This window comes from Paenibacillus sp. J22R232 (assembly GCF_056269165.1).
Genome location: NZ_JBWDNK010000001.1, coordinates 124,630 through 147,997, shown reverse-complemented (window position 1 = coordinate 147,997; position 23,368 = coordinate 124,630). Strand labels below are relative to the sequence as shown.

Below are 23,368 nucleotides of genomic sequence, written 5' to 3'. Positions count from 1 at the left end.
GAAGGCTTCTATAGGAATGCTTATAAATTCAAAGTATTTGTTAGGAATAATTTCAAATCCCCGGTAAAAAAGAGCAACTTTTTCCACTTAAAAAGCGTCTAATAGAATAGACACTTTTCAAGACTTATACTCGAAAATCCACTTTTCCTTATACTTCTAAACCTATCTACCGATTATATAATTAGGCGAGAAAGGAGCGTACACCTTGAACCTTTACCAGAAAGAACCTACAAAAACGGCCATGCTTGCTGCTGCTTCCGCGCTTATCATTTTGTTAGCCGGCTGCCAAAGCGCAGTCCCGAAGGAACCAGCTGGCACAACCGGCAACATCGTTTCTTCCAGGAGCGATCAAAACGATTCACCCGACACTCCCCAAAAGAATTATATTGAAACGGAAGACGACGCACTTAGCCCAGTTGAGCCCTACTGGAACGCGGCAGATACAAGCAGCGATACAGGCGCAGAAACCTCCACGGTTCGCAAGGAAAAAGATACGAAGGCTTCCGTGAAAACAGAAAGTGAAGATGCCGCATGGAATCCCGATCAGCCCATGCTTAAAGGCGTTTCCATTGGGAATGATCATTCTGCGATTACAAAACGTTTCGGCGCCCCCCTGGACAGCTACAAGCTGGACGAAGAAAGCGAACCCATAACCGTGCTAGAATATGACGGCTTCGCAATCGGCATTAATCCTTACCAGTCCGTGCAATATGTCGAAGTGTTCGGCAAAAGCATCTCTGCGGGTCTAAGCGGCCTTCAAGTTGGAGACAACCCTGAGCTGGCACTGCGTACACTTGGAAAACCAGAGAAGCAAACCGCGTATTTGCTTACTTACGAAACGAAGAATGCTCTCCTCAAACTTGATCTTGACCCTGTCCATAATGAGATCGTTTCAATTAAGCTGCTGGCTCTTAGCTGATTCCCTCTATGACCAATCCAGCAGCCATAAACCTAGTAATGCAAGCAGCAGTATAGGTAAGGTTAACACAAGCCCGTACTTCATATACTCGCGCCAGCTTATTTTTATGCCGCCTTGCCCTACCAGCTGGATCCACAACAAGGTGGCAAGCGATCCGATTGGGGTTAGCTTTGCACCGATTGAAGTGCCGAGCAGGCTCGCAAAAGGCAAATACACCGGACCGCCAACTTGTTCAATGGCTAGCGACGAGATCAATACGGCAGGTAAATTATTAATCGCCGCTGCAAGCATCGCAAACAGCAAGCCCGATCCAAAAATGCCAACCAGCTCGTTTTTTTCCGCAGCACGCTCGATAACCTCTGGAAACCACGCTGTAGCTCCATGTACGTGAAGGCTATACACGATTAAATTCATTGACAAGGCAAACAAAATAATAAGCCATGGCGCCCGCAGAATCGTATCCTTGAATGGCGCGCGCCTCGCTGAAGCCGAAGCTATCCACTGAAAAGCCGCACAGCCGAGCGCGACTGCCGCAACCGGAATGCCAATCCTCTCTGAGCCTAAATAGCCAATCATCATTAACACGATATTGACCCAAGACAAATAAAACAGAGGCTTATGTGCGATTGCCGAAGCAGGTTCAGGGAATAGGCTCAGAGCCGTTTTTGTTGTTGACGCCTTTCCTATCGGCTCCCAGAAATAAACGACCGATACGACAATCGTAGCCACGATCGCGATCATACCAGGAAGAAGCATCCGCGAAGCATACTCGCCAAAGGAAATATCGAAGAAATCTGCCGTCAATATATTCGTCAGGTTACTCATCATGAGCGGAGCGCTTGCGGTATCGGCCATAAACCCGACTCCGACTAAAAACGTTAATCTTTCGCTTCGCGACAGCTTCAGCAATGCCGTTACTTCCAGCACAATGGGAACCATTATAAGTATGGTACCGTCATTGTTGAAAAACACCGTAATCATTGCGGCCATAATGGACAAGCCTATAAATAAAGCCAGCCGCCTATGATGAAAACGATGAACGATATGTAGGGCTGCCCATCGAAAGAAGCCGTTATAATCGAGCAGCGACGTAAAAAGCATAATGCCAATAAGCGAGAAGGTAGCATTCCAGACGAAACCCCAGATGTAAGCCGCATCCTCCGGCTTCAATAGCTGCGCCGCAAACAATAAAGCGGCACCCGCCAGGGCGATAAAGGCTTCGTTAATCCCTTTAGGTTTAATTAATATGAAGGTTAAGGCCGCAATAAATACGGTCAACGTAATAAATAAGGACATGATTGTGCTCCCGGCTGCATATTTCGGCTACGTAAAATTCGAAAAAAAGTCATGCCTGTCCCCGTTTGGACATACCTTCTATATAGAAGAGGCCATTGAACGGAGGACGGTAGACGATGTGGAAACGAACTGGTAAGGTGCTGCAAATCGCCTCCACCTACATGGGAACGATTGTAGGCGCAGGTTTTGCCACAGGTCAAGAGATCTTGCAGTTTTTCACCCGATTCGGGTATTGGGGTTCGATCACCATTGCATTGTCAACGGTGTTATTCATTTGGCTTGGCACCAAAATGATGCTGATCGCCAGTCAGATCAAGGCAAAATCATACGAGGACTTGAACAAAGCTTTATTCGGCGATAAGTACGGCAGGCTGATTAGCCATTTCATGCTGGTTGTGCTGCTTGGCGTAACGGCCGTCATGCTCGCCGGTGCTGGCACCATCTTCTACGAGCATTGGAATATTTCGTATCAATCCGGTTTGCTCATTACGATTGCAGCCTGCTACTTCCTGCTGCGAAAGGGCATGAACGCTATTCTGACGGTTAACGCCATCGTCGTGCCGGTCATGCTTCTTTTTACGGTGCTCATTATGATCGACACGTTCCACACTCCTGGAGCAGACAAATTCCTTACGCTCGCTAGCGACCATTCCATATGGGCCGCATGGGCTTCGCCTTTTCTGTACACGGCATTTAATCTGTCCATGTCTCAGGCCGTGCTCGTCCCGCTAGGCGCAGAAATCAATGACAGAAAAGTCATCATTGCCGGATCATGGGTCGGCGGCATTGGCATCGGATTTATGCTGCTAGCTGGTCACATTGCCTTATCGGTTCATATGCCGGGCATCCAGCAATTCGCCATTCCGATGGGCGGAATCGCGCGCCAGCTCGGTCCTAGCGTGCAGTTCATTTATATTTTTATTATTTTCGCAGAGATCTTCACTACGCTGATTGCCGACATTTACGGCTTGACCCTTCAGCTCCATGAGCGACTCAAATGGGCCCGCAGCTTAATCGTTCTGCTTATCCTTGCCATCTGTTATGTAGCCAGTCAAATCGGCTTCGGCATGCTGCTGTCCACGCTGTATCCACTATTTGGGCTGATCAGCTTCGGCTGGCTCATACTCATCATTCGCAAACGAGTATCGGCAAACTGAGTCTATCCAAACGCTTTTACCGGTAATGTTATAGCTGCACCAACAAAGCATCCTCTACGTTTGATAGAATCGCGTCGCGGACATGCTCGTGGCAGGTCATGATGATCACTTGCCGTTCACGGGACAGCTCCGACAACAATCCGGTAACGGCTTGCAGCCGGCTCCGATCGAAGTTAACGAATACATCATCCAACATAAGAGGAAGCTTGGCGCCACGCGAGGCTTCCTCAGCCAAAGCCAGCCGCATGGCTAGATATACCTGCTCCGCCGTACCTCTGCTGAGCATTCCGCTGTCAATGATTCGCCTTTCGGACGATTCCAGCCTGATGCCAGGCTCGCCTGGTGCCGATAACACCCGAATATACTTGCCATCCGTCAATTTTGCGATAAGTTCAGATGCTTTCCTTAGCACGACAGGCTGCCGTTCCTCTTCAAAAATACGTTTGGTTTTGCTTATCAAAGCAGAACTAACCGCTAGCACCGCATAACGCTCCGCATCCTTCGCCAAGCTCGCAATTGTCATTTCCCTGTCGGAGAGCAGCTTCTGATGCTCCTCTTCCCGCAGGAGCAGATCAAGCGATTGCCTGAGCCTGCCCCTTTGCTCCAAAAGCTCCCGTTTCACATTCTCCAACGCCTGAATCTCTGCTTGCGACTCCGTTTGCATGGCTTGCAGCTCGTCTTCATCGTAAGAGCCATACAATTCCTCCAGCGCCAGCGCCCTTTCACTGGACATCCCCGCGGTAAGCTCAAGCGCAAGCTTGGACAATTCAAGCTCAAGGTCCCGTAACGCTTGGCGGTGCTCGATCGCCAGCTCGTATTCGGCTTGGCTTGCAAGCCCGGCTTCCGTTAATCGCAATTCCATCTGGTTGGCGATTTCTTGCAGCTGCTGATCTGCTGCCCGCAGCGCGATTGCCAGCTCATTCTGGCGCGACTGTATGCCGCGCGATTCCTGCATGGCTGCTGCATGCCGGCGAATATCCGCATGCAGCAGCCGCAGCGCGAGCGTGGGGTCAGCCGCAAGCTGCGCCTTCGCTTCCTCGAGATGCCCGCAAAGCTTGGCGGCATGCTCGGCATATGCTGCCAGCTGCTTGGCAGCGGCGGCTTGTTTTGCCGCCAAGCGGTCATATTGCTGGAGCCGCTGCAAAGCTTGCTCGGCGAGCTCGAAGGCTTCCAGCGCAGCTGCCGGTGACATGCCCGCCGGCAGCGAGCGAGCTGCAAGCCAGCCGGCCCATTGCCCGGCGGCGGCTTGGCGGCTATGCGCGGCGGTGGCGGCTGCCTCGCTGCGGCTTGCAGCGTGCGCGCGCAGCCGGTCCAGGCGGCGGGCGAGCTCGCTGCGGCTATTGTCGAGGCGCTCGCTGTTCTGCAGCGCCTCGAGGCATTGATCCACGGCAGCGCGAAGCTGCGTCCGTGCCTGCTCAGCTGCGAGCACCTGCTCTGGCGAGCTGTCATGCTTGGCAGCGAGCAAAGCAGCTGCCGCTGCCTCTGGCTGCTTCAGGAGCGCTTCCAACCGATGATGCACTCGCTGCTCCATCTGGCTTAATGCCTGCTGGCTGCTTCCCTTGCCGCGGTAGCTTCTGCTTCTGCCGTTCCGCTTCCCCAGCATAGCTGCAGCGGCAAGCACAAGCGCCGCCCCGGCAAGCGCGAGCGCGGCAATCCCCGCTCCGCCGCCTGCCCCGGCAAGCGCCGCAGCCCCAAGCGCCAGCGCGGCTCCGCCCGCTCCCGCCGCCGCGGCCCACAGCAGGCCGGCTCCGCCCCGCCCCGCTGCCGCCGTCCCGACGCCCGCAGCGCTATCGCTCGCGGAGCCCGCTCCGGCAGAGCGCACCCGCTCGAGCTCCCACTCGCGAAGCGCGCTGTCCAGGGCGTTCCACGCCCCCTTCAGCGCATCTCGCGCAAGCGGCAGCACCTCGAACCCGGTGCTGCCCCCAAGCTGCTCTCGCCGCTGTGCCTCCCGCGTGGCGGCTGAGCTCGCCTCCTCGAAAGCTGCCGACGCTTCCCGTTCCTGCTGCTTAAGCGTCTCAAGCTCCGCCGCGAACCGCTCCGCCGCTCGCGCGTAGTCAAGCTCCTCCTGCCTCGCAGTCCTCGCGTAATCACGATCGGCAACGGTGACATGCAGCTCGCGAAGCTGTCGCTCCGTCCATTCCGGCGCAATGCTGCTAACCAATCTTGCAATCATTTCATCATGCTCGCTAAGCTCGGACGCAATCAGCTGCGCATCATCCTTCAGCTGTCGCATATGCTCCGACGCTTGCAGCAAAACCTCCGTCTCTTCCGTAAGCCTGATGATTCGCTCATCATAGACGGTTGACTCAAGCTGAAGCTCGAGAAGCAGCGATTTCTGCCGAAGCTGCTCACTTTCGCTCTCCAGCTCCATTCTTCGCCTAATCAGCTCCGCCCAGCTCTTTTCGTCCAGGGCATCAAACGCGCTTGCATATGCGATTGTTTCCCTCTCGATCTGCAGCTGCTGCTTGCGCAGCCATATCCGCCTTGAAGATACAGCCCTGCCTAGCAGTGCTTGCCTGGCTTCCTTCTCAGGCTTCTCCTGCTCAAGCAGGCTCAGTGACTCATCCACGCTTGCCGTCTGCATGTTTAGCGTATTGAAGGCAAGGATCGCGTCCTCGCGCTTGCGCAGCTCTCCATCGAGCTGGTCAAGCGATTTCAACTGCTGATTCATCTGCTGATTCGTACCGCGCGGCTTGAACAGCTGCTCCATCTCCTGGGCAATGCGCCTCTCCGCCGCCGCGATCGCCTTGCCGTTGTCCCAGCCTGCTTGATGCAAATAACGGCCAAGCTCATCACCGGACAGTGCACCTACCTCCTGCAGCTCCGTAAGCGTAATCGCAAAAAGCTGACGGTACAGCTTCTCGCTGACACCTCCCAAATAATCGCGCTCCCATTCCGCTTGCGTTAGCGCACCAGCTTCAGGCTGCGTCTCACCCGGCATGCCTGCAATCTTTCTCAGCATCAGCTTGCCAGAGGCATCCGCAGCATAACGTTCAACGAAAAAAGTCTCCTCGCCAGCACCGCTAACGATCAGCCTTCCGCCATGTTTTCCGCCGTTTATCGGTTCCTGGCGCTCATTGGGCAGCGTTCGTTTCGCAAATCCGAACAATATGGATCGAATAAAACCAAACATTGTGCTTTTACCTGCTTCATTCGGTCCATAAACAACAATAACAGGCGCATCAAGCGATATTTGTTTGCCGTAAAGCTGCCCGAATCCGTCAATTTCAGCCTTCAAGAGCTTCATGCGATTGTCTCCTCCAAGTAGATTAACGTAAAACGATACAGAGCCTCTTAGCTTTCTCGTTCATTGCCGAGCAGCAGGCCAAGAGCCAGCTCACGGCCCTGCTCCAGCCACTGTTCCGGAAGCTCCTCCCATTCGCTGCGCAGCAGCCTTCCAAGCTTGGCATGATTGGCCGCGCCTTTTATCGCATCCTGTGCGAATGCGCGCCATTTCAGCTTATCTTTCGAAAGCTCCGTGCTCATCCGGTAGAGCTCGCCGGCAAAGCTGTCTTCAGCCTCAAGCTCCTCTGCACGAATCTCGGCTCCCGTATTCGCTTCGAGCGCATAGACATGGATCCACCCTTCACCTGCGGCTAAGGCTTTTCCTTCTTGCAGCTGCTCAAGCAGCACACGAGTGACCGGCTCCGTAAGCTTATGATGGAGCGCTCCTCGGCCATTCAAGACCAAACGCAGCATGACCATCCGGCCATCCGAATCCGCCAGCGCGAGGTCCATCGCCTCTTCAAGCAGCTGCAGCAGCTCCTGCTCGCTGCCAATGCCAGTTATTGAGATGCTCCGCTCCAGCCAGCGCACGCTGTCAAGCGGGACAAATGAAAGCTCCAACGCTTTGGCAGCCGTCACATCGATCATCATGCAGCCTTTGGCACCCGTTTCACGCGGGTTTCTCCCCTGCACGTTTCCCGCATATACGACATGGGGATACTCGTGCAAGACGCGGCGATGATGAATATGGCCTAACGCCCAATAATCAAAGCCTTTGCTGCCGATTAGCTCCTGCAGCTCGCACGGAGCATAGGGGTCATGAGTACCGTCGCCATCGACGTTGCCATGCAGCATCGCAATATGAAAGGGTGCCTCTGGCTGAGTCTGATAGGAGGCAGCCATATTCTCGGTCACGATCCGGCTGCCATAAGATCTGCCGTAAATAAAGGCAGCCAGCTCACCGCTTCTGCGGTAGGCCGGCCGATATTCCATCTGATCCGATCCAAAAACAACAACATTGGGCGGAAGCTTAAGCTCCGCGCGCGCCCCGCTCAGCGGATCATGGTTCCCATGAATGACATATACGGCAATGCCATGCTCCTCAAGCTTCGACCATTCCTTCACAAGCGCAAGCTGTGCCCGCAAAGAGCGGTCCGCCTCATCGAACAAATCCCCGGCTAATACAATGAAATCCACTTGGTACTGAATGGCAGCATGCGTCAACTCCCGAAGCGCTGCAAAGGTTGATTCCATTAAAGCTTCCCTAACTGGGGCAGGTGCGCTGGCAAGCCCGCGAAAGGGGCTATCCAGATGCAAATCTGCCGCATGAATGAAACGAAACGGTACCGACATCGGCGACACCACCTATTCCCATAGATTAAACCGTTATTCCGGCTTCATATGAACGTAGACCTTCTTCAGCTGCGAGATTACCCTCGACAACGAATATACCTTTTTGGCTTTCTCCGAGCCGGCTCTTGCCAGATGGTAGCGATAAGCTGGGTCGGTAACGACCTTCTCGAGCGCTTCGGCAAGTGCTTCCGGATTCTCAGGCGGTACAAGCAATCCGTTGATGCCGTCTTCGATTTGCTCCGCTATGCCCCCAACATTGGTTCCGACAAGGGCAAGCCAGCAAAGAGCCGCTTCGGCGAATACGGAACCGAATGCTTCAGCTCGCGACGGCAGCACGAATACGTCAAAAAACGGCATGAATTCCTCTGGATGCAGCATGTAGCCATAAAAAATAATATCATCGTACAAGTCCAGCTCGACCGCCAATGCTTCAAGCTCTTCGCGAATCGGCCCGTCTCCGATAATATGGAGTACGAACGGATGCCCTCTCCGCTTCAACTCTGCGCAGGCATGGAGGAGCACGTCGAGCCCCTTTGCTGGGACGAGCCTGCAGACGGTAATGAGCTGCGTGACGGCATTTTCATGGGAAATCGGCTTAAACCTTTTTTCATCAAACCCATTCGGAATGACCTTGATTTTCTCCGGATGGTTGATATGAGGCGCAATATAGGATCGGAAAGATTCAGATACCGTAAGCAAATGATCCGCTTTCGCTTCCAGCTCTCCGTAAAGGCTCATAAGAAAAAGATGCTCTGGACCGCCCTCTTTGATTTTTCCGTTCAAGATAAGCTCTCGCTCATAGCTGGAGTGGATGGTCACGACGAGCGGTGTTTCCGGGAACAGCTGCTTCATAACTAGCGCGGCAATCGGGTGATGCGCATGTATAATATCGTATGGCTTTTTAATTCTCATTTTGGTCCACCATACGTAATCTTTGTAGGTTTGTATATATTTGTCTACCATTATATTCCCGCTGTAGACCGTGTGGTCGAAGGTTTCGAATAGAACCTCCTCTTGCCCTTTGCTGCGTACGCGCTTCGGCAATGAGAACAACTCCATTTGCCAGCCAAGCTTGATAAAACGGTCTTGAATGTACGGGATCATGGAAGATACTCCGCCCGGCTGCTCCGGTGGAAAAAACAATGCTTGTAAAATATTCATGCGTCCCATCCTTTCGAGGTCAAACATCATACAAATATCTCAGCTATTCGATTACCGTAAAACATGATATATTAGAACATATGTTTCTGTAAAGCTATGGCATCCAATACTAGATAACGGTGGTTAACTCATGACAATTACACAATGGCTCTCAGGCCCGAACGGACAGCTGCTCTCGTCGTCAGCTGTTATCGTCATCCTTATCCTAATGCTCTTCATGTCGGTCAGGCTTTATGTAAGCTACCGCAACAAACGGATCTATCGCTTGCTCATTACGGCCATTCCCTTAATCATTGCCAAGCAATGCCTGCTGGTCGCGCTCGCCTACCCAGGCTGGTCATTGTCGCCTTATCTGTATTTGAGCTTCACGATCATGCAGATCATTTCATTTATTATTATAAACTTTGTTTTCATGAAATTATATACTCATCGCTCAGCCGAGCTGAAAGTGATCCCTTTTATCATTATGAGTATGATGACACTGGTCGTTGCAGGCATACAAATTGCTCTTTCGCCTATTACGGCTGAGTCGGCCGTTCACTCTGGGACCGTCACCTTCCCTGCTCTCGACTTTTACGGGCTAATCGTGATCCTTATGGTCATGCTGGACACAAGAGGCGCTGACCTTAGCTCTAAATATTACGCAAGCTTGATCGTCTTTTTCGCGAGCGAGCTGGCACGACTGGCTAATGTCTACGTATTTCACGAATCGCTGCTCTGGTTAATCTCGCTTAGCCAGCTTCTTCCCATCGTTTATTATACCCTGCTCTTTCTCTTGCTCTTTGAATGGGTGATCGAACGGCTTATGTTTACCTATCAATCCTCCATTATGGACGGCTTGACGGGGCTCTATAATCGCCGGCATTTCTATTCCAAGGCAGAGCAGCTGCTCCAGGGCAGCAAATCGATGGCGATTATTTTTTGTGACATTGATAATTTCAAAAAATTAAACGATACGCACGGTCATCACAAGGCTGACGGCGTGCTTAAGCAGGTTGCCGAGATCATCAAAGAGGAATCAAGCGGGATTGGGGCTGCCGGGCGTTATGGCGGGGAAGAGCTGCTCAGTTGCGTCAGCTCTGAGCGCGTGAAGCCTGAGATCGTGGCCGAATCAATCCGTCGAAGAGTGGAGCAGGAAACGATGGTTACGATAAGCGTCGGCTTCAGCACCTCCAAGGAGAGCAAGGCCGTACAGGAGATGATCAAGCAGGCGGACGAAGCTATGTACCTCTCGAAAACAACGGGCAAAAACAAAGTTACGCAATTCAAAGCAACGTCGGCTTCTAAAAAAACACTTGCCTGACTGCGGTATTAACAGCTGGCAGCAGGCATAATCCGCTTGAGAAAGTTATTCATCAGCAAGGGTAGGGAAATCAGGATCGGAGGGTCATCCGCACGCGGTTCATGCAGCATAACCTGTTGAAATGGAACGTTATCGTACGCAGTCACGATAATGGGATCCTTCGATCTTGTCCGAAGTGTCGCATGCGGGAGCAGCATATCTTTGGCCTGCGTGCCCCACGAAATGGACGTTGCCATCAAATAATAAATGCCTGGCTTAACATCGGTCAGACAGAAATGGCCGAGTGAAGAGAGCAGCGTACCGTACAGGGGCAGCCCTTCCGGTATCGGTCTCGCGAATAACCCAATAAGTACGATTCCCTCGAACGGCACTACGGCTTGTACGCTCCCCTCGACTCGGTCCATATGCTTCGAAGGCACATACAGTGACTGCCAGCTATTCAACTGCTGCAGCGCATCCAGCTGTTGGCTGGCTTGCAGCTTTGAATTGCGGAATTCTGACGGCGCTACGCCGACCCTCTCCGTAAATCTGGATGTAAATGTGCCGAGGCTTTGCTGGCCGATTTCCAAACCGACATCGCGAATGCTTAAATGGGTTTGCAGCAACAAATCCTTTGCCTTCTGCAAACGAAGCGAGGATGCATAATATAAGGGAGAGAGGCCTGTCCTCTCTTTGAAGATGCGCGTGAAATGAAAATTGCTGTATCCGGCATAACCGGCTAACTTCGAAAGCGGGAGCGGCTCATAAATATTATCGTGAATATAAGCGATCACTCCGTCTATTTCTGCATACCGATCCGTAACCATGGCTGCATCTTCCTCCCGTTATGCTTCTACCCCACCACAAATAAGAACTTATGTTCGTATCTATAATAGCATAACGCATAAGGGAAGGAAAAAGCAAATTTGCCATATAAGTTGAACTGAAAATTTGCGTTTTGGGCGCTGCGCGAGTAGATCGTACTTACGATCGCTGTTGCAGCCAGATTCTTTGATCTCATTAGACATGTAAAGGTAAGAATATGGGGGCTGCAAAGGCGAACACTTCGTTTCTCCAGAACGATCTTCTCGCTTCGCTTAACCTTCATTTTTTACGTTCAACTTACATACAAATCGGTGTGCAGCTTTAACGTGAATTGGCTGTTGGGTTTTTACTTCTATCGTTTAGTCACAATCGGCTTCTCAAGGGCATAAAGCTCGTCCTCAAGCGTTTGCATGCGTTCTAGGACAGCTTTCCGAGCATCGCTAATGGCATGGTTATATAGATGGGGGCCAATCTCTTGAATTACGAACTCGAGCAGCTGTTCCGCTGCGATCGAGCCAATCGTTTCTGAACGCTCCAGCTCGAAGTATTGCTGTATCTTTCCGGTTAACTGTTCTTTCTGCTCCTTGGGGAGCTTCATCATGAACATATGCTCATCCCTCCAATTGACCTTTTAAGACGGTTATAGCTTGTCCCGACATAAAGACGCGGTCTCCATCCGGCTTAACCTTGACGACCCCGCCGCGCGCGGATGCTTGATATCCCGTCAGTTCATGCTTGCGCAGCCGTTTGGCCCAATAAGGTGCCAGAGCGCAGTGGGCCGAACCCGTAACAGGATCCTCGTCAACTCCGGTTCCCGGATAGAAAGCTCTCGATATGAAGTCATAACGCGCGTCTTCGCTCTTGCTCGTTACGATAACGCCCCGTGCGTCAAGCCTGGCAAGCAAGGCGAAATCCGGCCGCAGCGTTCGCACCGTCTCCTCGCTGTCCACCTCAACGAAATAATCCATTCGATTTCGCCCGACAAACCTTGGTATAAGTCCAAGCCCCTGCATAAGCTCCTCTGGGGCAACCGTTGCAAGCGGCGGCTCTGAAGGGAAATCCATATGTATCCATTCCCCGTTTCGCGCAGCGGTCAGAATGCCGCTTTTTGAATGGAAGCGCGCCTTTTCATCCGGTTGCAATCTCCCGGATTGCCACATCGCATGCGCAGTCGCCAGCGTGGCATGGCCGCATAGATCAACCTCCGCCTGCGGCGTAAACCAGCGCAATCCCCAGCCATCCTCTGACGGACTCACGAATGCCGTTTCCGATAAATTCATTTCCATCGCAACCTGCTGCATCCAGCTTTCAGGCTGCGGCTCGTTCACGAAGCATACAGCAGCCGGATTTCCCTTAAAGCGTTCTTTCGTAAATGCGTCTACGATGTATAGATCAAAGCTCATGCTTTTTCCCAACCTCTCTTCATCCATATGTATCCTAACGCAGCTAGAACAGAACCATATATAAGATGGCCCGAAATCCACATCATTAAAGCAGCCCCGTCCAGCGTCGAAGGCGTTCTCTCTGAAAGCTGTGTCAACGGTATCCACGTACAACAGGCGATGGCCGTGCCCATCCCGAGTCCCAGTTTTAGCGGCGAGCTCCAAATTCTAAGCATGGCCAAAAAAAGAATGCCCAAAGGCAGCGCTGCCGACAAATGAAGCAAAAACTCGAACAGCTCTGAACGAATGCCCGGAAGCCAGCCAATAAAATCAACGTTAAGGAGAAGAACATAAACGCCTGTTCCGGTTAATTGCCCAAGCAGCTTCATCACCAAGCCGAGAATGACTCCGCTCAGCGCCCCAGTCAATAGGCCGAATAGGAGCAGCACGACCAGACTGCTATGTCGTACAGCGCCATTGTCTTTAACCGAATGCACGATCCTCTCCCCTCCCTGTCGGCTTGCAAATAAAAAGTGCCTGCCTTCGCAATTGGATCCGAAGCAAGCGGCAGGTATGCCGTTCTCCGTTCCACTTGCGCGCAAGCACTCTATATGGGTTATCCTTTGAGGGGAATGAGCAGCTCGACCGGCTCTTCCTCCAAATGATGCTCGTCAATATAAAACAATTCCAGCGAAACCGCGTTATCCTGTTTCTCTAACCGCATCTCGCTTATCCACGCATTAAGCTGCTCGTATCCTTCGCCGATTCTTTTGTTGGAACAGGCGACCATCGCGTATCGATGCTCGGGGATCGTGAACTGCACCATGCCTGGGGGAACTTCCTCCAGATGTTGAACCTCATAACAAGCCCAGTAGGTAGCGAATGCCTCATTGCCGAAATACGGGCTGTACAGCACCGTTGATTTGACAGCGTCGTTCAGCTCATGCTTGCGCGTCAAAAACTCGGTTTGCAGCCTAATTGCCTCATCCGGAAAGGATGAATAAGGTCCGCAATAGCTAATGCCTGCCAAATGAAGGGCTGGCTTTGATACGATTGAGCAGTTTTCCACGCGATTTCCTCCTTCGAATCTGTCAGGACTTGTGCGCTAGGATGAGCTTTCTCTGCTCATAGTGTATCATGTTTTGACTCTCAATGGGTAGTTGTTTACATGATCATCATGCGTAAAGGGACAAAGCTGCCTTGACTTTATTAGCTTACTCGACTTCCAGCCTTTTCATGAATTCTTCCAGTGCGCTGTATCCCTGCTGCTTCAAATACCAATTGTTCGCAGCTGCTTCAATTAAACCTGCGACGTCCCGTCCCGGCTGCAGCTGGATTTCGATATGCGGGATTTGGACACCCATATATTCCGTAAATTTCGGCTCAAGCTCCAAATCATTGTTGAGCTCGTTGTCTCGCCATTTGGTAAGCTCAATGTCGAGGACGATCCTCGTTTCATCCTGGAAGGCCTGTCTTCCATATAATCTCACAACATTGATGAGCCCAATGCTGCGCAGCGCAAGAAATTCCTTGGTTTTCTCGTTATGCGTTCCAAGCAGCGTGCGCGAGCTCAGCTTCTTGAGCACGACAATGTCGTCCGCGACGAGTCTGGACCCGCGTCTTATGAGCGTATGCGCGGTTTCGCTTTTCCCTATGCCGGACTTCCCGCGCAGCAATATGCCAATACCGGACACGTTTAAACATATGCCGTGTATGGAGATCTCAGGCGCGAGCGTTTTGAGTAGGTAAGCGTCCAGCATGCCGAGGAACTGTGCCGTAGCCACATTCGTGCGCAGCAAAGGTATTCCCTCCTGGTCGCAATATTTGGTCAAATATTTCAGCCCTTCTTGTCCTGCGGTGACGACAAAGCAAGGCGGATGGTATTTGACGATATTTCCGATATGGTGATTGCGTTCGTTCTCGCTTAAGCTGTGCAAGTAGGTAATTTCCTTCTTGCCTAGTATCTGTATATGCTCTTGCGGGAAAAATTCGAAATAACCGACGAATTCAAGCCCCGGACGATAGGCCCTTGCCTTCATGATCTTTCGGTCAAGCTGGTTGACGCCTGCGAGCACCTCCAGCGAAAATTGCGCCGCAAGCTCGCTAACCTCTATTGCTTTCATCCTGCTGATCCCCCTTCTCTGCTCCGTTTTTTGTTAAGGGTAAGGATTCCACACGACTTTGCATTTCCCTGCCGCTGTAACCAAATCGTCATCTTCTATGAACCGGTTGAACGGTAATGGCGGACTCCCACATGCCACACCAACAAGCACGGAACGATAAAAAGGATGCCAGCGAGCGGAGCCAGCATATAGGGCAGCGGATTGCCCGTCGTTTTGTCCAGCAAATAAAGCAAAGGCAAATAATTCACGCAGCCAAACGGAATAATGAACGTGAAAAACCGCGTTACCCATTTCTGGTAAATATTTAGCGGATACTGTGCCATTTCCCGTCCGCCGTCGGTGAAGATATTAGCGATCTCCAGTCCCTGCACCGTCCAAAAACACATGGTTGCCGCAAGTATGAAGATCCCCGTAAAAACGAACACTCCGCTCACAATCATAAAAAGCAGCACAAGTCCCTTCAGCATCGTCCAGTCCGCTAATTGCTGGCCTACCGCCCATCCCAGTACAATTATGCTTTGAGCGAGCTTGCCTACTCGAGAAAATTCGAATTTGGAGCCGAGAACTTGCAATACGGTGCTGCGGGGACGGACAAGGAAGCGATCGAAGTCACCATTGCCAACGAGAGCCGAGAAAGAATCGAACCCTCTTGCGAAACATTCGCTTATCGCATATGACATATGAATAATGGAGAAGCACAGCGCGACCTCAGAGAATTCCCACCCCCTAATTTGGCCGAAGCGTTCAAACATGAAGTAAAGCCCGGCGAGTACCGAGAACGGAATGAGAAATTGGCCGAAAGCAAGCAGCCAAAACGATGTTCGGTACTGCATTTGTGATTTAAACAAAACCTCGATATATTTCCCGTACAGCTTCATCTGCTTACCCTCCATTTACGACTACGTTGCGCAATACTTTGGCCATTGCGAGTTTCCCGATTGTGATCAGTAGGACAAGCCAAACCAACTGGATCGCGATCCCGATTAACGCTTCGCTAGTTTCGATATGACCGGAATAGACACGGAACGGAAAATCGGCAGTCCAGCGGAACGGCAGCACGTACACGATGCTTTGCAGCCAATCCGGCATAAGCGGCACGGGAATCACCATACCGGAGAGAAACTCGCCAATGACGCCGAACATAAGCAGCGAGCCTGCTGGCGATAAGGTTATAAATACGGATATATACATGAGCATGGAAAGCGAAACAATCAAGCATAGGCCCAGCAACAATGCAAACACAAATAATATGAAAGCAGCCGGATCAGCCGGCAGCGGCAGCCGGTACGGTTCAGGCAGCAGAAGCGCAACGGCCAGGATAGGCATACTTCTCAACAGCGCACTCGATAGTCGCTGCGCCAGCAGCTTCGCGTACCATAAACCGTATATGCCGCTTGGTCTGCATAGCTCATACGCGATGTTGCCCGATGTAATGAGCTGGAAGAGCTCATTGTCGCGAAACCACAGCATAATAAAAGCAAGGAATGCCTGCTGCAGCCATACATAGGTGATGAGCTGTTTCAGCGTAATTGGCGGCTCTGTTACCGTACCGCTATAGAACGCTTCAAATACCATAATAATAATAAAGCCCCAGAAAAATTGCGTGGCAACGCCGGCAAGCGCTGCCGTGCGGTACTGCAATCCATTCGTCAGTCGCAGCTTAAACACCGATAAGTAAGCTCTCATTATAGCTGATGCTCCTTATAGAGCTGAATGATCATATCTTCGATTGGCAGCGTGTCAATCGCAACATCAAGAATCTCCACCTGCTTGGACAAGCTGATCAGCACGTCGCTGATGACAGTCCGCGAAGTGTCTACGCTTAGCACGGCGCGCTCCGGCGACCAGGCTTCTAAAACCGCGCCTTCTACCTTGAGCAGCTCGGCATGATGGCTGTATACGACCGTCATCGTTTTTAACGTTCCGAACTGATCGCGAATGGCGCTTAAGCTGCCGTCATAAAGCAGCTTGCCTTTGCCGATAAGGATAATCCGATTGGCAAGGGCTTCAATGTCATTCATATCATGCGTGGTTAGAATGACGGTAACGCCCTTCTCTTCATTAATCGTACGGATAAAACGCCGCACCGCAATTTTGGACACTGCATCCAGGCCGATCGTTGGCTCATCCAAAAACAGGACGCTTGGGCTATGCAGCAGCGAAGCGGCGATTTCGCAGCGCATTCGCTGGCCTAGGCTAAGCTGCCTCACCGGCATGTGAATAATTTCTTGCAGCTCAAGCGTCTCGGTTAGCAGCGCCAGCGTACTCTGATACTCTTCTTCAGGCACCTTATAAATATCTCGCAGCAAATCGAACGAATCGATAACCGGCACATCCCACCACAGCTGCGAACGCTGTCCGAATACAACTCCGATATGCTTCACATATTGCACGCGGTCCTTCCATGGCGTATAGCCCATGACCGTACACGTACCGCCGTCCGGAACTAGAATGCCGCTCATGACTTTAATCGTTGTTGATTTCCCCGCTCCATTCGGTCCGATATAGCCGACAATCTCACCTGGCTCAATCGTGAAGGAAATGTCGTTAAGCGCTTCCACAACCTTGTATTCCCTTTTGAATAATGCCTTCATCGCCTCTTTGACGCCTGATGAACGCTTTGCCACCTGATAGGCTTTGGATAAGCCCTTTACGATAATCACCTTTTGTACCTCCGTACATGATTTGGAAGAAAAATGTTATCATTCCTCTACGAGCGGTGTCAATGTATTTTTCAAGCATGAGAGAATCGCTTATTCGCCATTTGACTAATTTCCCATTTCATAGCACACACTAGCATGAAAGGAGCTGAGCCTATGGAAGAAAAACAGAAAGAAGAAGCCTACAAACCGGATATGACAAATTACGATTTTGTCTGGGGCAGCGACCAAGACGAATACGTAAAGGATAAAATATCCGCTGATGCATCACCCGAGCAGAATACCGTTCATAAGGAAGAATAAAAGAAAAGGGCTTCCGCCGTCATGTTGCATGACGAACTGGAAGCCCTTCGCTTTATGATTGCGTAATCGGTTTTAGTAATCGGACAAATAGGCCGCCGACAACGGAACGGTTCTGGAAATTGAGCTGCGCGCCGGTTTTCGTATCGTACCAATCGGTTACGGGAACACGGCTTGGCGATTCATTCAAAAAATGCCAGATCGGAGCTATCGCTTGCTCGAATTCCGCTTTGGAGCTTAACGTCGAAGCACTCCATACGAGCCAATCGAGCTTGGTATAGGTATTCCTGCTATCGAGCGGAGTGCCGAATTTATTTTGTTTAGCTGCGTAATGCCGGTTTTCTCGTTCAATGACCTGCTGAGGAAATAAGTTAAGCCCAAGCAGCCGGTCCCACACGAGATTGTATTTAAGACTCCAGCTCTCCTCGGCGCTGTCAAACGTCAGCTTGTAATGATCCCCTGCACTTGCCATGCTCATCCAATTATCCGCCATTTCTTTTGCAGCATCGTAGTAGGCGGCTCCCTCCGGTTTTCCCAACATCCTGCACAGAATCGCATATGCCCCGATACCGTTTATCGCTTTAATAGAGAGGTTCGTGTTATGGGCCAAGTGACCGGCAAAATCATCCGTACACAGTTGATTGGCAGGGTCCATGCCGTTTTCTTTCAAGTAACCCGCCCATTCGGTCAGAAGCGCCCAGCGCTCCCTCGCAAAGTCAGCATTCTGCTCGTACGAGCAAACGGCAGCCGCCATAATGAGCATATTGCCGCATTCCTCAATCGGCATTTGGTTCTCCAGCTCATTCTCCCCATAGACCTGACCGTTAGCAATCGGATAACAGCCTACATCATGCGGTGCGAATTGAAATCGCCAAGCTGCGCTGCCCGCATATCTGAATATAGGCCTGAGCATCCCTTTAACCAGCTCTGGATTATAAAGCAAAAACAACGGAATCGATGGATAGCTCACATCTACCGTGGCGATGCAGCCATTGCTGAAATTTTCTTTGGAGAAAAATAAAATCTCGCCGTTCTCATCGTTGACCAGCTTATGCGCCGCGATGGCCTGCCGGTAGGAGAGCGATAATATGTCACTGTAATGACTCCCTCCTACTGTACGGCTCTCCTCCGTAAGCATTCTGTTGAATGCTTCGCATTTGGCTTGTATTTCTTCATATTGCGCAACTGCCAAAACGAGCATTTCCTCAAAGCTCATCCCATTTCTCCGCCAATAAGCATTCATCTTCTCTCCGAAATATTCGATGGAATGGATATCGTCATATGCGGCAACCACATATTGCGAGACTTGCCGATCTTGTACCAGGCCAAAATCCAATACAGCAGCCATCACCGGCGTCTGCTCCTCCGCAGACCGCGGTTGTGCTTCATCATCGCCTCTTGGCAGATGGCCGTCTTGCATAAATTTTTCTCTGGCTTGATAGGAATGTATCGTTGTTTCTTGCTTGTCAGGCTGCGGAATGGCCAAATACACATAGCCCCAATCAATGCGCGTATCATCGCCCGTTCGTGCCAAAACGGGCTGTTCTACCGTACCTATTCGCATAGCCTCTATGCCGCCGTCGATTGTTTTACGCGACCAGCCTACCCTTTGATCCGTCGTATTCACGCATAATTCGGCGGAGATATCCATATAGACTTTGACTTCATGCGGCTTGCCATCTATTGAACGAACGCGGAAGGTCATATAGGAAGCAGGCCTCGACAACAAATCCAGATCGTCCAGCAGCAGCGGGCTAGTGAATAACACTTCCAGCTCGACGCCTTCGACTTCAAACGTATACGTGCTAGTCACAGCCTCAACCTTCAAGTCCTTCTGTACCATTACGTTTGGTTGTCCGCCACTCGCATGCTCATTCAACTCTAATTTTCCCATGAACACGCGGGCATTGCCGTCAATCCGAATGATGCCAGTCATGCTGTTGCGTTTATTCGTCCAATGTCTCGTATGATCATCGTACAAATGATCCGATGCCGACCATACGCTAAAATAAGGATCTACCGTAATCAGAGGGACGGAAGGGGGTCTAAACGAGTGCGACACCATATGCATCTCCTTTTTCTTCATTTTTATAAACGTCTGGTGTTGCTAAGGGGGAGCAGTCAGGCTCCCCCCTCGGTCTTATTAATTCGGCAACTGCATCGTAACGACTTCTTTGCCCTTTAGGTTTTCGTTAGTGAATTTCATCGCTTCGTCATAGCCTGTTTTCCTCAATTGCTCGCGCAGCTCATTCAAGATCTTCAGCGCCGCTTCATCCGACTTGGCATAAACCGCTTCTTTCCAAGCGTCATTTGTTTTGTCCATCGAAGGCTTCAACATTTCCCACTTGTCGGATTTGATGATGACGTCGCCAGGATTGTAAGCCGTAATCACCTTAATGCCATTCGGTCGCAAAATTTCACGCGCATGATCCATCGCGGCAATGCGCTCTTGATCGAGCCATATATCGCCGCCGGCAACCGAGTTGATGCGATCCATGCCCGACATGGAGGAGAAGCCGATCTCGAGGCCTTCGTTTTTGCGGGCAGTCAGCTTGCCTGACGTATCAGCTGCAAATTTATCGAACCATTCTTTCTTCGCTGTCGGCTTACCGTTCTCCATATCCCAGTGGACGCCTTGCACCCCATAGCGAACGAGCATGAAGCCCTCATCGGAAGCGAGATAATCGAGCAGGCGCAGCGCGGCATCCACATCTTTGCAGGCTTTTGTAATCGCTGTCACGTTATTGCCTTGAATCCCTAGATCGACTGGGCGATCCGGCTCCGCTCCCGCGCGTTCAAGAGGTCCAACCGGTATAAAGTCGCTGCCCGGATTCGCCTTCACATACTCCTTCGTTGCGTCGAGGATGGCAGGATAATGCGCGGCAAGGATGGCTACGCGCCCTTGCACGATTTTTTCCTTCGCGATTGGATCCGTTTGGGTGAACGCTTCCGCGTCAAGAAGACCCTCTGACAGCAGCTTGCGGTAATACAAGGTGTAATCGTCATAACCTTTCGAGAAGAAGCTGTTCTCGATTGTTCCGTCTCCATTGTCAACATATCCGGCACCGCCGTAAAACATCGTATTGGCTATTCCGACGGCCCAGCCATTGCTGAACCCGCCGAGCGGAATGACCGGCTGGCCGTTGGCTTGGAGATTCGCGTCCTTGATTTTCTTCAGGAATTGGTAAAACTCTTCTTTGGTTTTAACCGATTGCGGATCGACGCCTACGGCCTCCGCAATATCCTTGCGCACATAAAAACCGTATAACCAATCCGTACCGTCCTTGTCGGTGGCAGGCTGGTTTTGCAGCAGCAGGTATTTCTTGCCGTCATAGGCGTCAATGCCTTTCTCGTACAAAGCAGGAGGCACATTTTCTTTGGCAATCGATTTTGCTAAATTCGGGTATTTGTCCAGCTTATCCGAGAAGTCGACCAGTTGATCTTCTTTGGCTGCTTTAATGATGCCGTCAAGCTCGCCTCCCCAAGCAGGTCCCGTATAAATATCTGGCAAATCTTGCGTTGCGAAGATCGCATTGACCTTTTCCGTTTCGCTGCCTGTCGTATATTCCCATTCTACCGTGACGCCGGTCTTCTCTTTTATCACCTTCTCCACCGGGGTCATATCCACTTCGGCGCCGCTTGAACCATTCCAGTTATGAAGCACTTTCAGCGTCACTTCCTTCGTGCTGGAAGCTCCTTCGCTTGCCTCGTTATTAGCATCATCCTTGTTCGCACATCCAGCCAGTACCCCAGAAAATAGAACGGCTGCAAGAAACAGCTTTGCCCCTTTTAATCCCAAATTCCTCATATTACCCCTCCATCTCAAATTAGAAAAATATGATAAAGTCCTTCGAGAAGACCGTTATCCTTTGACAGACCCGATCATGACACCTTTTACGAAATACCGCTGCAAAAACGGGTAGATGCACAGAATCGGGAAAACGGTAATAACGAGCAGAGCCATCCGCAGCGATTCAGGCGTTGACCCGCCTGCGCTTGCGCTTATCGTCTGGCCGCCCTGCTGCGCTGAGCGCTGCATCGAGGAAGACAGTGCTTCCGCTTGCGTAAGCATTTCCTGAAGCAAGGTTTGTACGGGAATCAAGGATTTATCCGAGACGTAATAGGCTCCCGTAAACCAATCATTCCAATGGGCAACCCCGATAAACAAGGAGATGGTGGCAAGCACGGGACCTGACAGAGGCAAAATGATGCGCATAAAAATCTGAAAATCTCCGTATCCGTCAATTCGCGCGGATTCCTCGAGCTCCTCCGGGATGCCTTGCAGAAAGGTTCGTATGATGACAATATGCATGAAATTGAATAGCATCGGAATGACATATACCCAAAAGGTATTGATGAGATGCAACTTTTGAAGCGTGATGAAAAACGGAATGAAGCCCGCGCTGAATATGGTCGGCAGGAAAATATAGAAAGCGAAAAACGATCTTCCCGGCAGCGATTTTTTGGACAGCGCATAAGCCATCAGCGTGCTTAGCCCTACATGCAGCAATGTGCCAAGCAGCGTTCGGGCCAACGTGATTTTGTAAGCCTGCCAAATTCTCGCGTTTTCGAATACCTCCGCATAATTGTCCAGCGTAAGCTTGCGGGGCAGGAAGTATAAAGCACCAAGCATGGAGTCCTTCCCGTCGTTAAGCGAGTACGCCAAAATATAAATGAATGGATAGATCATCGAAAATCCGACCAAAGCCAGAAAGATATAGTTAAGGATCGTAAATATGGACAAATGGCGTTTCATCTCGTCACTTCCTTTAGAAGAGGGATACGTCGCTAACCTTGCGGGCAATGCGGTTGACCGCCAAAATGAGAACCAAGCCGATAATGCTTTGGAACAAGCCGACCGCTGCCGCATAGCTTAGCCTGCCCTCGCTAATGCCGGATTGAATTACATGTACGTCCAGCACGCTGCCGATTCCCGCCGTAGCCGGACCGCTAAGGAGCAGCAGCTGCTCATAGCCTGCGCTCATCAAGCTGCCAATCGATAGAATGAATAGAATAATCGCGATATTGCGCACGCCAGGTAAAGTCACATGCCAAATTTGCCGAAACCGATTTGCTCCGTCGATCTTCGCAGCCTCATACAGCTGTTGATCGATGCCGGCAATAGCGGCCATATAGATAATCGAGTTCCACCCGATGCTCTTCCAAATGTCCGAGCCCACAATAACCTGATAGAACCAGGAGGTATTGTATAAGAATTGGACAGGCTCCATCCCTAAAGCGATTAGCAGCTCGTTGACTGGTCCCCCATGTAGGGAAAGGAGCCGCTGCATGAGGGTAACTACGACGATCCAGGACACGAAATGCGGTAAATAAGAAAGCGTTTGCACGGTTTTCTGAAATTTAATGCTTCGTATCTCATTCAGTAAAATCGCGAGCAGGATCGGCATCGGGAATCCGATGAACAGCTTCAAGAAGCTGATAATGATCGTGTTGCGGAGAATTTGCTCGAATTTGTAGTAATCGAAAAATTGTTGGAAATATTTCAGCCCCGCCCATGGACTACCGGTAAAGCCTCCCGAAAATGTATAGTCGCGGAATGCGACCTGGATGCCGAATAACGGGACATAAGAAAAGATGAAAAACCAGGCGAGACCCGGCAGCAGAAAGAAATAAAACACTTTATGCTGCCAGATCTTCTTCCAAAGCAGAGATGAACTCATAAGC

General features: G+C 51.0%; 21 protein-coding genes. 4 read left to right on the top strand and 17 right to left on the bottom strand.

The genetic code is table 11. The features are described from left to right. Positions 1 to 205 precede the first annotated feature (205 nt). Positions 206 to 919 carry a hypothetical protein gene (locus tag AC0YN3_RS00625; RefSeq protein ID WP_475773242.1) on the top strand — a complete coding sequence of 238 codons (714 nt, stop codon included), beginning with the start codon at positions 206 to 208 and terminating at the stop codon, positions 917 to 919. 6 nt (positions 920 to 925) lie between these two features. On the opposite strand, the gene AC0YN3_RS00620 is transcribed toward AC0YN3_RS00625, so the two are convergent. Then, positions 926 to 2,215 carry an ArsB/NhaD family transporter gene (locus AC0YN3_RS00620; protein ID WP_475773241.1) on the bottom strand — a complete coding sequence of 430 codons (1,290 nt, stop codon included), beginning with the start codon at positions 2,213 to 2,215 and terminating at the stop codon, positions 926 to 928. Between the two features lie 116 nt (positions 2,216 to 2,331). On the opposite strand from AC0YN3_RS00620, the gene AC0YN3_RS00615 reads away from it, so the two are divergent. Beyond that, positions 2,332 to 3,372: a YkvI family membrane protein gene (locus AC0YN3_RS00615; RefSeq protein ID WP_475773240.1), complete on the top strand. Its 1,041-nt coding sequence runs from the start codon at positions 2,332 to 2,334 to the stop codon at positions 3,370 to 3,372. Positions 3,373 to 3,400: 28 nt separating this feature from the next. On the opposite strand, the gene AC0YN3_RS00610 is transcribed toward AC0YN3_RS00615, so the two are convergent. From AC0YN3_RS00610 to AC0YN3_RS00600, 3 genes are read right to left on the bottom strand one after another with little or no spacing between them, the layout of a single operon-like run. Further along, on the bottom strand, positions 3,401 to 6,619 hold the full coding sequence (locus tag AC0YN3_RS00610; RefSeq protein ID WP_475773239.1) for an AAA family ATPase: 3,219 nt from the start codon (positions 6,617 to 6,619) through the stop codon (positions 3,401 to 3,403). 47 nt (positions 6,620 to 6,666) lie between these two features. After that, on the bottom strand, positions 6,667 to 7,950 hold the full coding sequence (locus tag AC0YN3_RS00605) for a metallophosphoesterase family protein (RefSeq protein WP_475773238.1): 1,284 nt from the start codon (positions 7,948 to 7,950) through the stop codon (positions 6,667 to 6,669). 33 nt (positions 7,951 to 7,983) lie between these two features. Then, on the bottom strand, positions 7,984 to 9,111 hold the full coding sequence (locus tag AC0YN3_RS00600) for a glycosyltransferase family 4 protein (protein WP_475773237.1): 1,128 nt from the start codon (positions 9,109 to 9,111) through the stop codon (positions 7,984 to 7,986). Positions 9,112 to 9,241: 130 nt separating this feature from the next. Between AC0YN3_RS00600 and AC0YN3_RS00595 the strand changes: the two genes are divergently transcribed. After that, complete coding sequence (locus AC0YN3_RS00595; RefSeq protein WP_475773236.1) at positions 9,242 to 10,414, top strand: GGDEF domain-containing protein; 1,173 nt, start codon at positions 9,242 to 9,244, stop codon at positions 10,412 to 10,414. Between the two features lie 8 nt (positions 10,415 to 10,422). Here the strand turns inward: AC0YN3_RS00595 and AC0YN3_RS00590 are convergent, their stop codons facing one another. The 9 genes from AC0YN3_RS00590 to AC0YN3_RS00550 form a co-directional block, all read right to left on the bottom strand. After that, positions 10,423 to 11,220: a helix-turn-helix transcriptional regulator gene (locus AC0YN3_RS00590; RefSeq protein WP_475773235.1), complete on the bottom strand. Its 798-nt coding sequence runs from the start codon at positions 11,218 to 11,220 to the stop codon at positions 10,423 to 10,425. Positions 11,221 to 11,570: 350 nt separating this feature from the next. After that, positions 11,571 to 11,825, bottom strand: coding sequence for a DUF2164 domain-containing protein (locus tag AC0YN3_RS00585; protein WP_475773234.1), 255 nt, complete (start codon positions 11,823 to 11,825; stop codon positions 11,571 to 11,573). 4 nt (positions 11,826 to 11,829) lie between these two features. Next, positions 11,830 to 12,621, bottom strand: coding sequence for a PhzF family phenazine biosynthesis protein (locus AC0YN3_RS00580; protein ID WP_475774249.1), 792 nt, complete (start codon positions 12,619 to 12,621; stop codon positions 11,830 to 11,832). Next, entirely contained in the window at positions 12,618 to 13,097 is a 480-nt protein-coding gene (locus AC0YN3_RS00575) for a hypothetical protein (protein WP_475773233.1), read from the bottom strand. Before AC0YN3_RS00575 ends, AC0YN3_RS00580 begins: the two co-directional genes overlap by 4 nt. A 119-nt stretch (positions 13,098 to 13,216) precedes the next feature. Further along, positions 13,217 to 13,669 (bottom strand): GyrI-like domain-containing protein, encoded by a 453-nt coding sequence (locus AC0YN3_RS00570; RefSeq protein WP_475773232.1) that lies wholly within the window; start codon positions 13,667 to 13,669, stop codon positions 13,217 to 13,219. A gap of 145 nt (positions 13,670 to 13,814) precedes the next feature. Beyond that, positions 13,815 to 14,723 carry an HPr(Ser) kinase/phosphatase gene (gene hprK, locus AC0YN3_RS00565; protein WP_475773231.1) on the bottom strand — a complete coding sequence of 303 codons (909 nt, stop codon included), beginning with the start codon at positions 14,721 to 14,723 and terminating at the stop codon, positions 13,815 to 13,817. A gap of 95 nt (positions 14,724 to 14,818) precedes the next feature. Then, complete coding sequence (locus AC0YN3_RS00560; protein WP_475773230.1) at positions 14,819 to 15,601, bottom strand: ABC transporter permease; 783 nt, start codon at positions 15,599 to 15,601, stop codon at positions 14,819 to 14,821. A 4-nt stretch (positions 15,602 to 15,605) separates the two neighbouring features. Beyond that, a complete protein-coding gene (locus AC0YN3_RS00555; RefSeq protein WP_475773229.1) occupies positions 15,606 to 16,409 on the bottom strand; it encodes an ABC transporter permease in 804 nt (267 codons plus the stop codon). Then, positions 16,409 to 17,386 (bottom strand): ABC transporter ATP-binding protein, encoded by a 978-nt coding sequence (locus AC0YN3_RS00550; protein WP_475773228.1) that lies wholly within the window; start codon positions 17,384 to 17,386, stop codon positions 16,409 to 16,411. Before AC0YN3_RS00550 ends, AC0YN3_RS00555 begins: the two co-directional genes overlap by 1 nt. Before the next feature lie 153 nt (positions 17,387 to 17,539). Here AC0YN3_RS00550 and AC0YN3_RS00545 point away from each other — a divergent pair, with 153 nt between their 5' ends. Beyond that, positions 17,540 to 17,686: a hypothetical protein gene (locus tag AC0YN3_RS00545; RefSeq protein WP_475773227.1), complete on the top strand. Its 147-nt coding sequence runs from the start codon at positions 17,540 to 17,542 to the stop codon at positions 17,684 to 17,686. 52 nt (positions 17,687 to 17,738) lie between these two features. On the opposite strand, the gene AC0YN3_RS00540 is transcribed toward AC0YN3_RS00545, so the two are convergent. The 4 genes from AC0YN3_RS00540 to AC0YN3_RS00525 form a co-directional block, all read right to left on the bottom strand. Further along, complete coding sequence (locus AC0YN3_RS00540; protein WP_475773226.1) at positions 17,739 to 19,748, bottom strand: glutaminase family protein; 2,010 nt, start codon at positions 19,746 to 19,748, stop codon at positions 17,739 to 17,741. 78 nt (positions 19,749 to 19,826) lie between these two features. Next, complete coding sequence (locus tag AC0YN3_RS00535) at positions 19,827 to 21,491, bottom strand: type 2 periplasmic-binding domain-containing protein (protein WP_475773225.1); 1,665 nt, start codon at positions 21,489 to 21,491, stop codon at positions 19,827 to 19,829. Positions 21,492 to 21,545: 54 nt separating this feature from the next. Next, positions 21,546 to 22,439, bottom strand: a complete 894-nt coding sequence (locus tag AC0YN3_RS00530) for a carbohydrate ABC transporter permease (protein ID WP_183563925.1) — start codon at positions 22,437 to 22,439, stop codon at positions 21,546 to 21,548. A gap of 13 nt (positions 22,440 to 22,452) precedes the next feature. Next, complete coding sequence (locus AC0YN3_RS00525) at positions 22,453 to 23,364, bottom strand: ABC transporter permease (RefSeq protein ID WP_475773224.1); 912 nt, start codon at positions 23,362 to 23,364, stop codon at positions 22,453 to 22,455. Between the last annotated feature and the right edge of the window lie 4 nt (positions 23,365 to 23,368).

What these genes read in the sequence shown, in the direction of transcription:
- AC0YN3_RS00620 (WP_475773241.1), bottom strand. Translation starts at nt 2,215, where the DNA reads ATGTCCTTATTTATTACGTTGACCGTATTTATTGCGGCCTTAACCTTC.
- AC0YN3_RS00615 (WP_475773240.1), top strand. Translation starts at nt 2,332, where the DNA reads ATGTGGAAACGAACTGGTAAGGTGCTGCAAATCGCCTCCACCTACATG.
- AC0YN3_RS00610 (WP_475773239.1), bottom strand. Translation starts at nt 6,619, where the DNA reads ATGAAGCTCTTGAAGGCTGAAATTGACGGATTCGGGCAGCTTTACGGC.
- AC0YN3_RS00605 (WP_475773238.1), bottom strand. Translation starts at nt 7,950, where the DNA reads ATGTCGGTACCGTTTCGTTTCATTCATGCGGCAGATTTGCATCTGGAT.
- AC0YN3_RS00600 (WP_475773237.1), bottom strand. Translation starts at nt 9,111, where the DNA reads ATGAATATTTTACAAGCATTGTTTTTTCCACCGGAGCAGCCGGGCGGA.
- AC0YN3_RS00595 (WP_475773236.1), top strand. Translation starts at nt 9,242, where the DNA reads ATGACAATTACACAATGGCTCTCAGGCCCGAACGGACAGCTGCTCTCG.
- AC0YN3_RS00590 (WP_475773235.1), bottom strand. Translation starts at nt 11,220, where the DNA reads ATGGTTACGGATCGGTATGCAGAAATAGACGGAGTGATCGCTTATATT.
- AC0YN3_RS00585 (WP_475773234.1), bottom strand. Translation starts at nt 11,825, where the DNA reads ATGTTCATGATGAAGCTCCCCAAGGAGCAGAAAGAACAGTTAACCGGA.
- AC0YN3_RS00580 (WP_475774249.1), bottom strand. Translation starts at nt 12,621, where the DNA reads ATGAGCTTTGATCTATACATCGTAGACGCATTTACGAAAGAACGCTTT.
- hprK (WP_475773231.1), bottom strand. Translation starts at nt 14,723, where the DNA reads ATGAAAGCAATAGAGGTTAGCGAGCTTGCGGCGCAATTTTCGCTGGAG.
- AC0YN3_RS00560 (WP_475773230.1), bottom strand. Translation starts at nt 15,601, where the DNA reads ATGAAGCTGTACGGGAAATATATCGAGGTTTTGTTTAAATCACAAATG.
- AC0YN3_RS00555 (WP_475773229.1), bottom strand. Translation starts at nt 16,409, where the DNA reads ATGAGAGCTTACTTATCGGTGTTTAAGCTGCGACTGACGAATGGATTG.
- AC0YN3_RS00545 (WP_475773227.1), top strand. Translation starts at nt 17,540, where the DNA reads ATGGAAGAAAAACAGAAAGAAGAAGCCTACAAACCGGATATGACAAAT.
- AC0YN3_RS00540 (WP_475773226.1), bottom strand. Translation starts at nt 19,748, where the DNA reads ATGGTGTCGCACTCGTTTAGACCCCCTTCCGTCCCTCTGATTACGGTA.
- AC0YN3_RS00535 (WP_475773225.1), bottom strand. Translation starts at nt 21,491, where the DNA reads ATGAGGAATTTGGGATTAAAAGGGGCAAAGCTGTTTCTTGCAGCCGTT.
- AC0YN3_RS00530 (WP_183563925.1), bottom strand. Translation starts at nt 22,439, where the DNA reads ATGAAACGCCATTTGTCCATATTTACGATCCTTAACTATATCTTTCTG.
- AC0YN3_RS00525 (WP_475773224.1), bottom strand. Translation starts at nt 23,364, where the DNA reads ATGAGTTCATCTCTGCTTTGGAAGAAGATCTGGCAGCATAAAGTGTTT.